The 12,177-nt window shown below is 68.3% G+C and carries 10 protein-coding genes and 2 rRNA genes; all 12 read right to left on the reverse strand.

All coding sequences use genetic code 11. From position 1 onward, the window contains the following. Nucleotides 1-35: 35 nt before the first annotated feature. Nucleotides 36-1,394, reverse strand: coding sequence for a DNA polymerase IV (locus ACWGN5_RS03090; RefSeq protein ID WP_453510864.1), 1,359 nt, complete (start codon nucleotides 1,392-1,394; stop codon nucleotides 36-38). Between the two features lie 93 nt (nucleotides 1,395-1,487). Then, nucleotides 1,488-2,105: a MerR family transcriptional regulator gene (locus ACWGN5_RS03095; protein ID WP_453510865.1), complete on the reverse strand. Its 618-nt coding sequence runs from the start codon at nucleotides 2,103-2,105 to the stop codon at nucleotides 1,488-1,490. 192 nt (nucleotides 2,106-2,297) lie between these two features. Continuing rightward, nucleotides 2,298-2,771: a bifunctional nuclease family protein gene (locus tag ACWGN5_RS03100; protein ID WP_453510866.1), complete on the reverse strand. Its 474-nt coding sequence runs from the start codon at nucleotides 2,769-2,771 to the stop codon at nucleotides 2,298-2,300. A 166-nt stretch (nucleotides 2,772-2,937) separates the two neighbouring features. Then, on the reverse strand, nucleotides 2,938-3,684 hold the full coding sequence (gene ftsR, locus ACWGN5_RS03105; protein WP_453510867.1) for a transcriptional regulator FtsR: 747 nt from the start codon (nucleotides 3,682-3,684) through the stop codon (nucleotides 2,938-2,940). Nucleotides 3,685-3,715: 31 nt separating this feature from the next. Then, a complete protein-coding gene (locus ACWGN5_RS03110) occupies nucleotides 3,716-4,657 on the reverse strand; it encodes an FHA domain-containing protein (protein ID WP_453510881.1) in 942 nt (313 codons plus the stop codon). 81 nt (nucleotides 4,658-4,738) lie between these two features. Continuing rightward, a complete protein-coding gene (locus ACWGN5_RS03115; RefSeq protein WP_453510868.1) occupies nucleotides 4,739-5,743 on the reverse strand; it encodes a DUF881 domain-containing protein in 1,005 nt (334 codons plus the stop codon). Nucleotides 5,744-5,748: 5 nt separating this feature from the next. Beyond that, complete coding sequence (locus ACWGN5_RS03120; protein ID WP_015032176.1) at nucleotides 5,749-6,081, reverse strand: small basic family protein; 333 nt, start codon at nucleotides 6,079-6,081, stop codon at nucleotides 5,749-5,751. Continuing rightward, entirely contained in the window at nucleotides 6,078-7,007 is a 930-nt protein-coding gene (locus ACWGN5_RS03125) for a DUF881 domain-containing protein (RefSeq protein WP_453510869.1), read from the reverse strand. Before ACWGN5_RS03125 ends, ACWGN5_RS03120 begins: the two co-directional genes overlap by 4 nt. Nucleotides 7,008-7,108: 101 nt before the next feature. Continuing rightward, nucleotides 7,109-9,604: a sugar phosphate nucleotidyltransferase gene (locus tag ACWGN5_RS03130; RefSeq protein WP_453510870.1), complete on the reverse strand. Its 2,496-nt coding sequence runs from the start codon at nucleotides 9,602-9,604 to the stop codon at nucleotides 7,109-7,111. Nucleotides 9,605-9,719: 115 nt separating this feature from the next. Further along, nucleotides 9,720-10,328: a CDP-alcohol phosphatidyltransferase family protein gene (locus ACWGN5_RS03135; RefSeq protein WP_453510871.1), complete on the reverse strand. Its 609-nt coding sequence runs from the start codon at nucleotides 10,326-10,328 to the stop codon at nucleotides 9,720-9,722. A 149-nt stretch (nucleotides 10,329-10,477) separates the two neighbouring features. Continuing rightward, nucleotides 10,478-10,594, reverse strand: a 5S ribosomal RNA gene (gene rrf / locus ACWGN5_RS03140). A gap of 82 nt (nucleotides 10,595-10,676) precedes the next feature. Continuing rightward, nucleotides 10,677-12,177 (reverse strand): 23S ribosomal RNA (locus tag ACWGN5_RS03145); the annotation flags it as partial.

The following is a 12,177-nucleotide window of genomic DNA, read 5'->3' on the forward strand; positions in this document are numbered from 1 at the left end:
CCGGGCCCGGCCGCGGGGCGCGGCGGCCCGCGCCCTCACGCCGCCGCGTCCCCCCGCACCAGCGGCAACGGCTCCGAAGGTTCCAGCTCCGGATCGTCCACGGAGAACGTCCGCACCCGCCCGGGCCCGGACCACGGCTCCTCGAACCGCACCGTGACCCGCCCGACCCCGCTCCCCTGGACCCACCCGGCCCCGTACACGGCGTGCCGCACGTCGTGCCCGGGCGCCCACACCCGCTCGGCGCTCTCCGCCTCGGCGGACGGCATCGCCTCCACCTCCGCGGCCGCCTCGGGCCCTACCTCCTCCGCCGGCCGCTCGGAGGCCCCGGCCTGAGCGAACAGATCCTCCTGCGTGTAGTCCGCGAGCCCGCTCACGCCGACCCCCAGCAAGCGCACGCCCCCCGTCGTGTCCACCGCCTCCAGGAGCCGCCCCACGGCCTCCCGTACGACGCCCGGGTCGTCCGTCGGCCCTCGCAGCGTCTCGGACCGGGTGAGCGTCGAGAAGTCGTAGCGCCGCACCTTCAGGACGATGGTCCGCCCTGAGTGCCCGGAGGCCCGCAGCCGCCCCACGCACCGCTCCGCGAGCCGTTCGACCTCGATCCGGATCCGTACGCGGTCGTGGATGTCCACGTCGAAGGTGTCCTCGACCGACACCGACTTGGCGTCCCGCTCGGCCACCACGGCCCGATCGTCGTACCCCCGGGCCATCCGGTACAGGGACGCCCCGTGCGCCCGTCCCAGGAGCCGTACGAGCTCGTCCTCGCCCGCTTCCGCGAGGTCGGACACGGTCGTCATCCCGGCGCGCCGCAGGTGCTCCCCGGTGGCCGGCCCGACCCCGGGCAGGATCCGTACCGATCGCGGCCCGAGCAGCTCCCGCTCGGTGCCGGGCTCGATCAGCACGAGCCCGTCCGGCTTGGCCTCCTCGGAGGCGATCTTCGCGATCATCTTGGACCCGGCGAGCCCCACGGACCCGGTGAGCCCGGTCGTGGCGAGGATGTCGGCCCGCAGCCGCTCCCCCACGGCCCGCGCGCTCGCGCTGTCGTCGGCGACACCGCCGGCTTCGAGATCGACGAAGGCCTCGTCGAGGCTGAGGGGCTCGACGAGCGGGGAGAGCCGCCCGAGCAGCTCCATGACCTGCTCGCTGATGGAGCGGTAGAAGGCGAAGCGCGGCACGAGATACGCGGCGTTCGGCGCGAGCCGCCGCGCCTGCCCCATCGGCATGGCCGAGTGCACCCCGAAGCGTCGGGCCTCGTAGGAGGCGGTGGCGACCACGCCCCGGGGCCCGAGGCCGCCGACGACCACGGGCTTTCCGCGCAGGCTGGGCTTCGACGCCTGCTCGGCGGCGGCGAAGAAGGCATCCATGTCGAGATGCAGGATGGTGGGCGCGGCTCTCACACGTCCGATGCTGCCCTACGCCACTGACAACGCCCCTGAGGCCCACCAGGCCCCGCCGCCGGAACGGGAACCGAACCGCGACGGGACCCGCCCTCAGACCGCCTTGTCGCGCCGCCGCCGCGCCAGCTCGTCGCCCGGGTTGTGCCCGACCAGCGTCTCGCCGGTGTCGACCCGCTCCCCGTGGAGCTGCGAGAGCGCGCCCTCGACATCGCGCCAGACGACCCCGACGGCGATGCCGAAGACGCCCTGCCCGCCCTGGAGGAGGTCGACGACCTCGTCGGGCGAGGAGCACTCGTAGACGGTGGCCCCGTCGCTCATGAGCGTCATCCGCTCCAGGTCCCGGAAGCCCCGGGCGCGCAGGTGCTGCACCGCGGCCCGGATGTTCTGGAGGGCCACCCCGGTGTCGAGGAAACGCTTGACGATCTTCAGCACGACGACGTCGCGGAAGCTGTACAGCCGCTGCGTCCCCGACCCGTACGCGGGCCGCACGCTCGGCTCCACCAGTCCGGTGCGTGCCCAGTAGTCCAGCTGGCGATAGGTGATCCCGGCGGCCGCGCAGGCCGTCGGTCCGCGGTAGCCGATCGCCTCGTCGGCGACGCCGGCACCGGTGTCCGTCCCGAGGTCGTCCACACTGCCGTGAAGCGGATACGGACCGCTCTCCCCGGACACGCGTCCGAGCGAGCTCCCTGCCGTACCGTCCGCGCTGCTCATCACGCCGACCCTCCGTCCTTGACCTGCCCACACGAAGGTAGGCAGTCACTCGGGGTGCGTCAACGATCGCCACACTCGGCACGCCGAGTGATAATCACCCTGAGAGTGGTTTCGCGTGTCCCTCTCCGGGGAAAGGCTACTCGAATGCTCTGACGGCACCCCGCGAACGGCCTTCGGCCGCACCGCTCCGCCTCACTGGCTGCTGCTCCCGAAGTCCTCCGGTGAGATCTGGTCGAGGAACTCGCGGAACTTCTCCACCTCGTCCTCCTGCTCGTCCGGAATCGCGATGCCGGCGTCGTCCAGCACACCGTCACTGCCGTAGATCGGCGTTCCGGTCCGGAGGGCCAGGGCTATCGCGTCGGACGGTCGCGCGCTCACCTCGACGCCGCTGGCGAAGACCAGCTCGGCGTAGAAGACCCCGTCACGCAGATCCGTGATGCGGACCTCGGTGAGCTCCTGCCCCACCGCCTCCAGCACGTCCTTGAACAGGTCGTGCGTCAGCGGCCGCGGCGGAGCCATCCCCTGCTGGGCGAAGGCGATCGCGGTCGCCTCACCCGGTCCGATCCAGATGGGGAGGTACCGATCGCCTCCCACTTCACGCAGGAGCACGATCGGCTGGTTGGAGGGCATTTCCACCCGGACACCCACAACGTCGAGCTCGTTCACACAGCAACCCTAGGACGTGCCCGACCGGTTTGGATAGTCGGGCCCCTCCGGGCCCCCTCCCGGAACACCCTCCGAGACCTCCCGAAACGCGCGGGGCGACGGGAACCGGGCCGCGCAAAGCCGAACCCGGGAGACGTGTCGACGGCACCCGATCACCGGAGCCGCGTCACTGCAGCCGGATCCCCAGCGCCGTCTGGACGAGCGCCGCGTGCAACCGCACCGACTGCGCGGCGAGCTCCTGCGCGGTGGCCTCCGCATGGGCCCTGGTCTGCGGATTGCGGTGCCGGCGCAGCGGCGCGACCACCTGCTCGATCAACCCGGCCTCCCGGTCGGCGGCGGCCTTGACGGCCCGCAGGTGCCGGGGTTCCAGACCGAATCTCCCCAGGTCCGCGACGAGTCTGGCGACGGTGACGGCCTCGGCGTCGTAGCCGCCGCCCTCCGTCTCGGCGATCAGGCCGTACGACTCCCACTCGGAGAGCTCGGTCTCGGTCACCTCGGCGGCGGCGATCAGTTCGTCCCGCCCGAGCCGCGCGACGGTCGGCGACTCCGCCTCGTCCTGCTCCCAGGCCCCTTCGAGGAGGTCCCGCCGCCGCCCGGGCGCGGGGAGCTTGATCTGCTCGCCCCGTTCGAGGGCGTCGAGGTGCTCGCGGATGACCTTCAGCGGAAGGTAGTGGTCCCGCTGCATCCGCAGGATGCGGGCGAGCCGCTCCACGTCCTGCGGGCTGAACTTCCGGTATCCGGAGGCCGTCCGACGGGGCTCGACCAGCCCCTCGGCCTCCAGGAACCGGATCTTGGAGATCGTCACTTCGGGAAATTCGTCGCGCAGCTGGTTCAGCACCGTCCCGATGCTCACCAGCCGGTCGCCCGCGGTGGCGGTGCCGGATCCGGCACCGCCCGTCGGTGTTCGCAGCATGGACCTTCCCTGAAGGGGCTTCCCCGAGGCGTCACACGCCTCGCTGGCTCGAGTAGAAGACCAGCCGGTACTTGCCGATCTGCACCTCGTCGCCGTTGGACAGAACGACCGAGTCGATCGGCTCACGGTTGACGTAGGTGCCGTTGAGGCTGCCGACGTCGGCGACGGTGAAGCTGCCGTCCTGGGCCCGGCGGAACTCGACATGGCGCCGGGAGACGGTGAAGTCGTCCAGGAAGATGTCGCTCTGCGGGTGACGGCCGGCCGTCGTCAGCTCGCCGTCGAGCAGGAACCGGCTGCCCGAGTTCGGCCCCCGGCGCACCACGAGGAGCGCGGAGCCCGAAGGCAGTGCCTCCACGGCGGCGAGCGCCTCGGGAGACAGCGACGGAAGGGCGGTCTGACCGGTGACCTCCGCGTCGTACGCCTCAAGGCCCGAGATGGAGATCGTCGACGTCGTCTCCGACGCACGCTCGGGGGCGACGCCGCCCCGCAGCGGCGTACCGCAGTGGGAGCAGAAGCGGCTGTCGGCCGTGTTGCGGTGACCGCACCTCGTGCACACCGGCATGGACGCATCCTCCTGCCGCGGCTGCCCCGCGGAGGTCTGTGTCGCGTACGGGTCGGACGCAAACCCTCCACCCGTACTTGAGGTTGATGGTTCTCCGAAACCTATGCGGGCGGCACCGGCGGGGTCAACAGAAGACGCGCCCTGTGTGCCCGGAATGTCACCGCCCCGACCGTCGACCTCGTCGCGGAAGAGCGGGCGCTCGCCGCCCTGCTCCTCACTCTGGGCGTGGCGCGGCGCGGCGTGCCTGGCGTTGCCGCCGTCCTCGCGTGCGCTCTTGCCGAACAACTTCGCAAACAACTTCACGGGCGATTCCCCTTGACCGAAACAGACCCGCCCGTGGGGCAGGACGAACCAAAATCCTTCACACCTGCCGACCCGGACACTTTCACAACGTCCGTATCCTCCGGACAGTTTCCACCACGCACCACCGTTGTGGTGCGCCGACCCCCCGCAACGTCTTGCCCTTGTCGCGGGACCCCCTCCGTCCCCCGCTCACTGGGAGGACGACTGAGCGTAGTCAGGCCGCTTCGCGGGTCGCAAGGCGTCGACGACGATCTTCGCCGACCGCTCCACCGTGGCTGTGGCCTGCTCCTTCTCCAGGGTCTGCACGACACCGCCGGGGATGTTGAGCGCGGGCTCGAGATCCTCCGGCTTGCCGATGACCTTGAAGACGTACGGAGCGGTCACCTTCGTTCCATCGATACGCATGTCATCACCACTACCGGTGAAATAACTGTCCGCGACCACCCGGACACCGTTGACCTGGATCGCCTCGGCGCCCGCCGCGCGCAGCTCCTGGATGGCGTCGAGGAGCATGTCCGACTCGACCGCCCCGGTGGGATCACCGACGGTGAGGGTGATGCCGGGCCCCTCGGCGGCGACGCTGCCGGCGAGGATGCCGAGCTGTTGCTCCTTCTCCTGGGTCTGCTTGCGCGCCTCCTCGGCCTGGTCCGAGCTGGACTCCAGCTCGGTGCGCTGCTTCTCCAGACGGGCCTTCTCGTCCTCCAGGCGCTGCGTGCGGTCGTCGAGTTCGTCGAGGATGCGCACGAGGTCCTCCTGACGGGCCCCGCGCAGCGCGCTGTTCTCGCTCGTCGAGGAGACCTGGATGGCCAGGCCGAGACCGAGGACGAACAGCAGCAGCGCGACGACGAGTTGGGCCCGGGTCACCCGCGGCGGCCACAGGGCGGAGGCGAGCCTCCGCCGCCCACTCGGCGCGGCGACGGCCGGCGGCCCGGCCGTCACGGCCTCGGGCTGCGCCACCCCAGGCTTCGCGACCTCGGGGGTCTCGGACACCCCGGTCTGCTCCGGCCGCTCGGGGCTCTGCGACTGACCCGGGCTCCGGGACTCCTCGGGGCTCCGGGGCCGCTCGGGGCTCTGGGGCTGCTCAGGGCTCCGGGGCTGCTCGGGCTGCTGCGCCGGCCGCTCAGGCTGTTCGGGCTGCTGCGCCGACCGCTCGGGGCGCTCGGGCCGCTCGGGGTTCTGAGGGTTCTCGCTCATCGGCCTCACGCCCGGAAGACGTGACGCCGGATGGCGGCAGCGTTGGAGAAGATGCGGATGCCGAGCACGACGACCACACCGGTCGACAGCTGCGCGCCGACGCCCAGCTTGTCGCCGAGGAAGACGATCAGCGCGGCCACGACCACGTTGGACAGGAACGAGACCACGAAGACCTTGTCGACGAAGATCCCGTCGAGCATGGCCCGCAGGCCGCCGAAGACCGCGTCGAGGGCGGCGACCACGGCGATCGGAAGATAGGGCTCGACCACCGCCGGAACCTCGGGGCGGACCAACAGCCCGACCACGACTCCGACGATCAGGCCCAGTACGGCGATCACGATGTGCCCTTCCCTGTGTCGGCCGTGGCCCGACCGGAGGGCGTCGCCACCCCGGCCCCCCTCGGCTCTGCGGTACGTACGGTCAGGCTCGGCGCGGCCGGCAGGCGTACGTCGCCCTCGGCCGAGATGCTGCTCCTGATCCCGAAGTTCTCCACCAGCGCGTGCAGGTACTGCCCGTCGGCGCTGTCCTGGAACGCGGTGCTCAGCCGCTGTCCGTCCCCGATCGCGAGGACGGTGTACGGCGGCACCAGCGGCTTGTTGTCGACCAGTATGGCGTCACCGGCGGCCCGGATCGCGGACAGCGATGTCAGCCGCTGGCCGTTGATCGCGACGGCCTCGGCACCCGACTCCCACAGTCCGTTGATCACTCGCTGCATGTCCCGGTCGCGGACCCGGCCGGTGTCGGAGAAGCCGGTGCTCTCCCGCGGTCCGCCGCCACCGGTGTCGGTGCCCTTGGCGTCGTCGACGACGAGCTTCACACCGGGGCCGTGCACGGGCGTCGCACCGGAGAGGAGCGCCACGAGCTCGGCCTGGTCGCCGCCGTGCTGCTGCAGAGCCTGCCGCTGACGGTCCCCGACCTCGGTCCGGATCCGCTCGACGTCCTCCTCCAGCTGATCGGCGGTCGACGTCTCCTTCTCGATGCGGTCGATCAGGTCCTGTCGCTCCTTGGCGACGACCGGCGCGGAGATCCGCGCCTCGGCCGCGCCGACGGTCACGACGGCGGCGGCGAGCAGGAGCCCCGCGGCGACACCCAGTTTGGCCCGCAGGTTACGGGGCAGCCCGCCGCCCTCGGCCGCGCGCCGGGCGGTCGCCTCGGCATAGCCGTCGTCGAGCGCATGGTCGATCACGTTGTTCAGCAGCGACATGGACGCGTCCGGACGCGGCGGCGGTGATCCGGTGCTCCGAACGGGGGGCTGCTGCGACATGCCGCACATCGTCGCACGTCGCACGGCCTACCGCCGAATGGCCCCTCCGTACGGCCGGGAGGCACCCCTCGGGCACCTCCCGGCCGAACCGCGTCTTACCGTCAGCGACCTGCGCTGTCGACCACCTCGGCCCACTCGTCGAGCAGGGTCTGCGCGGAGGCGTCGTCGGGCCCTTCCGCCCACAGATGGGTGACGGCCTCGGCGGGGTCGGGCAGCACCATCACCCACCGCCCGTCGGCCTCGACCACCCGGACTCCGTCGGTGGTGTCGACGGACCGGCTGCCCGCCGCCTCCACCACCCGGCGCATCACCAGACCCTTCACGGCCCACGGGGTCGCGATGTCCTTCTTCAGGACGTGCGCCCGCGGGATCCGGGCGTCGATCTGGCTCAGCGTGAGCTGCGTCCGCGCGACGAGCCCGATCAGCCGCACGAAGGCGGCGGCCCCGTCGAAGACGCTGCTGAACTCGGGCACGATGAACCCGCCGCGCCCGTCGCCACCGAAGATCGTCGACTCCTCGCGGCCGACCCGAGTGAGGTCGTCGGGCGAGGTGGTCGTCCACTCGACCTGGGTGCCGTGGTACGCGGCGACCTGCTCGGCGATACGGGTCGTGGTGACCGGCAGCGCGACCCGCCCGGACCGCCGCTCGGCCGCCACGAGGTCGAGCATCACCAGGAGCGCCCGGTCGTCCTCGATGATCCGCCCCCGCTCGTCCACGAGCGACAGCCGCTCGCCGACGGGGTCGAACCGCACGCCGAACGCGGCCCGCGCCGAGGCCACGATCTCCCCGAGCCGTACGAGCCCGGCCCGCCGGCTCTCGGCCGACTCGGTAGGGCGGGACTCGTCGAGGCCGGGGTTGATGGTCAGCGAGTCGACCTGGAGCCGCCCGAGCAGGCTAGGCAGAACGAGCCCGGCGCTGCCGTTGGAGGCGTCCACGACGACCTTCAGTCCGGCTTCCGCGATCCCGGTGGTGTCGACGTTCCGCAGCAGCGAGCCGGTGTACGAGTCGAAGACACTGGCCGGGAAGGACAGGTCGCCGATCTCCCCGGGGAACGCCCGCCGGTACTCCTGGCGGGCGAAGACCCGGTCGAGCTTCCGCTGCCCGCCCTGCGAGAGGTCGGCTCCCCGTTCGTCGAAGAACATGATGTCCACGGAGTCGGGCACCCCGGGCGAGGTCCGCACCATGATCCCGCCGGCGCTTCCCCGCGCGGTCTGCTGCCGCGCGACCGGCAGCGGTACGTTCTCCAGGTCCCGTACGTCGATGGCGCTGGCCTGCAGCGCCGAGATCACCGCCCGTTTCAGCGCCCGGGCTCCCCGGGAGTGATCGCGCGCGGTCGTGACGGTCGACCCCTTCTTCAGGGTCGTCGCGTACGCCCCCGCCAGCCGTACGGCCAGCTCGGGGGTGATCTCCACGTTCAGGATGCCGGAGACCCCGCGCGCCCCGAAGAGATGGGCCTGCCCGCGGGACTCCCAGATGACGGAGGTGTTGACGAAGGCGCCGGCCTCGATCGTCTTGAAGGGGTAGACGCGCACGTTGCCCTGCACGATCGATTCTTCCCCGACGAGGCACTCGTCCCCGATGACGGCTCCGTCCTCGATCCGGGCGGCCCGCATGATGTCGGTGTTCTTCCCGATCACACAGCCGCGCAGATTGCTCTGCTGCCCGATGTAGACGTTGTCGTGGACGACCGCCTTGTGCAGGAAGGCTCCGCTCTTGACGACCACGTTGGAGCCGATGACGGTGTGCTCACGGATCTCGGCACCGGCCTCGACCTTGGCGTAGTCACCGATGTAGAGCGGCCCGCGCAACTCCGCCTCGGGATGCACCTCGGCGCCTTCCGCGACCCACACGCCGGGCGAGATCTCGAAGCCGTCGATGTCGACCTGGACCTTGCCCTCCAGGACGTCCGCCTGGGCCTTCACGTAGCTCTCGTGCGTGCCGACGTCCTCCCAGTAGCCCTCGGCGACATAGCCGAAGATCGGCTTGCCCTCCTTCATGAGCTGCGGGAAGACATCACCCGACCAGTCGACCGGAACATCCGCTTCGACGTAGTCGAAGACCTCGGGCTCCATCACGTAGATGCCCGTGTTCACGGTGTCCGAGAAGACCTGGCCCCAGGTGGGTTTCTCCAGGAAGCGCTCGACCTTTCCCTCTTCGTCGACGATCGTGATCCCGAATTCCAGCGGATTGGGCACCCGGGTCAGACAGACCGTGACGAGGGCGCCCTTCTCCTTGTGGAAGGCGATGAGATCGGAGAGGTCGAAATCGGTGAGTGCGTCCCCCGAGATGACGAGGAATGCGTCGTCCTTCAACGCTTCCTCGGCGTTCTTCACACTGCCCGCTGTACCGAGTGGCTTTTCCTCGTTGGCATACGTGAGCTCCATCCCGAGCTCTTCTCCGTCGCCGAAGTAGTTCCTGACGAGAGAGGCGAGAAACTGCACGGTGACGACGGTCTCGTTGAGACCGTGCCTCTTGAGCAGTCGTAGGACGTGCTCCATGATCGGCCGGTTCACCACCGGCAGCAGAGGCTTGGGCATGCTCGAGGTCATGGGGCGAAGGCGGGTTCCTTCGCCACCGGCCATCACGACGGCCTTCATGTCGGAAGCGTCCTCCTTGAAGAGACGACGGTCCTGCCGACTTCACCTGTCTGCTCAGGGGCCCTCTGACTCCTCGTTGTTGCCGGCGACGCTGCTCGACACAGGACAGACGGGCTCAATCGGCCGCGGTATCCGCCTTCACGAGTCGACGGACCTGGACCACGTAGAGGATCCCTGCCCACCAATACAGAGTTGTACCCCATCCGGCGAAGGCCCACCCGAAAACTTCAGCGAGTGACGAAAGCCAGCTCCTTCCGTCACTGAGAAGCAGCAGCGGGAAGGCGTACATCAAGTTGAAAGTGGCAGCTTTTCCGAGGAAGTTCACCTGCGGCGGCGGGTACCCGTGCCGGCGGAGGATTCCCACCATCACGAGCAACATCAACTCGCGGGCGAAAAGGGCCGCGGTCAGCCAGATCGGCAGGATCTCGCGCCAGGTCAGCCCGATGAGCGTGGAGACGATGTACAGCCGGTCGGCGGCGGGGTCGAGGAGCCGGCCCAGGTTGCTGATCTGGTTCCAGCGCCGGGCGAGCTTCCCGTCGAGGTAGTCGCTGACGCCGCTGAGCATCAGCACGAGCAGGGCCCAGCCATCACTGTTGGGACCACCGAACACGGGTCGGAGAATCAGCCACAGGAAGAGTGGCACACCCACGAGCCGAGCCATGCTCAGAATATTGGGGATGGTGAGGACCCGGTCGGTCTGAACGCGAGTCTCCTGGACCTCCACCCGGGGGCCTCCTGCTGGGAACGTACGGACGATGCCCCACGACCTTACCCTCAGCCACGACACCGCGGCGCACAGGGGGCTCCGCCCGGCAGCAGAACGCAAAAATGCCTCAACCCCCGGACGATGTCCGGGGGTTGAGGCTAATGATTGTTCGGCGGCGTCCTACTCTCCCACAGGGTCCCCCCTGCAGTACCATCGGCGCTGAAAGGCTTAGCTTCCGGGTTCGGAATGTAACCGGGCGTTTCCCTAACGCTATGACCACCGAAACTCTATGAAGTTCACGAACCGCCGCACCCCGCAGGGGGCGTGTTCGTTGCTTCAGAACTAACACAGTGGACGCGAGCAACTGAGGACAAGCCCTCGGCCTATTAGTACCGGTCAGCTCCACCCATTACTGGGCTTCCACATCCGGCCTATCAACCCAGTCGTCTACTGGGAGCCTTACCCTCTCAAGGAGGTGGGAATACTCATCTCGAAGCAGGCTTCCCGCTTAGATGCTTTCAGCGGTTATCCCTCCCGAACGTAGCCAACCAGCCATGCCCTTGGCAGGACAACTGGCACACCAGAGGTTCGTCCGTCCCGGTCCTCTCGTACTAGGGACAGCCCTTCTCAATATTCCTACGCGCACAGCGGATAGGGACCGAACTGTCTCACGACGTTCTAAACCCAGCTCGCGTACCGCTTTAATGGGCGAACAGCCCAACCCTTGGGACCGACTCCAGCCCCAGGATGCGACGAGCCGACATCGAGGTGCCAAACCATCCCGTCGATATGGACTCTTGGGGAAGATCAGCCTGTTATCCCCGGGGTACCTTTTATCCGTTGAGCGACGGCGCTTCCACAAGCCACCGCCGGATCACTAGTCCCGACTTTCGTCCCTGCTCGACCCGTCGGTCTCACAGTCAAGCTCCCTTGTGCACTTACACTCAACACCTGATTGCCAACCAGGCTGAGGGAACCTTTGGGCGCCTCCGTTACCCTTTGGGAGGCAACCGCCCCAGTTAAACTACCCATCAGACACTGTCCCTGATCCGGATCACGGACCGAGGTTAGACATCCAGCACGACCAGAGTGGTATTTCAACGGCGACTCCACCATGACTGGCGTCACGGCTTCAAAGTCTCCCACCTATCCTACACAAGCCGAACCGAACACCAATATCAAACTGTAGTAAAGGTCCCGGGGTCTTTCCGTCCTGCTGCGCGAAACGAGCATCTTTACTCGTAGTGCAATTTCACCGGGCCTATGGTTGAGACAGTCGAGAAGTCGTTACGCCATTCGTGCAGGTCGGAACTTACCCGACAAGGAATTTCGCTACCTTAGGATGGTTATAGTTACCACCGCCGTTTACTGGCGCTTAAGTTCTCAGCTTCGCCCTGTCGAAACAGAGCTAACCGGTCCCCTTAACGTTCCAGCACCGGGCAGGCGTCAGTCCGTATACATCGCCTTACGGCTTCGCACGGACCTGTGTTTTTAGTAAACAGTCGCTTCTCGCTGGTCTCTGCGGCCACCCCCAGCTCAGGAGGAAAACTCCATCACCAGGCGTGGCCCCCCTTCTCCCGAAGTTACGGGGGCATTTTGCCGAGTTCCTTAACCATAGTTCACCCGAACGCCTCGGTATTCTCTACCTGACCACCTGAGTCGGTTTAGGGTACGGGCCGCCATGAAACTCGCTAGAGGCTTTTCTCGACAGCATAGGATCATCCACTTCACCACAATCGGCTCGGCATCAGGTCTCAGGCTTCATGTGTGACGGATTTGCCTATCACACGCCCTACACCCTTACCCCGGGACAACCACCGCCCGGGCTGGACTACCTTCCTGCGTCACCCCATCGCTTACCTACTAC

The organism is Streptomyces sp. NPDC055815, assembly GCF_053616475.1.

Coding starts and splice junctions, on each gene's coding strand:
- ACWGN5_RS03130 (WP_453510870.1), bottom strand. CDS start 9,604: ATGAAGGCCGTCGTGATGGCCGGTGGCGAAGGAACCCGCCTTCGCCCC.
- ACWGN5_RS03115 (WP_453510868.1), bottom strand. CDS start 5,743: ATGAGCGAGAACCCTCAGAACCCCGAGCGGCCCGAGCGCCCCGAGCGG.
- ACWGN5_RS03125 (WP_453510869.1), bottom strand. CDS start 7,007: ATGTCGCAGCAGCCCCCCGTTCGGAGCACCGGATCACCGCCGCCGCGT.
- ACWGN5_RS03095 (WP_453510865.1), bottom strand. CDS start 2,105: ATGAGCAGCGCGGACGGTACGGCAGGGAGCTCGCTCGGACGCGTGTCC.
- ftsR (WP_453510867.1), bottom strand. CDS start 3,684: ATGCTGCGAACACCGACGGGCGGTGCCGGATCCGGCACCGCCACCGCG.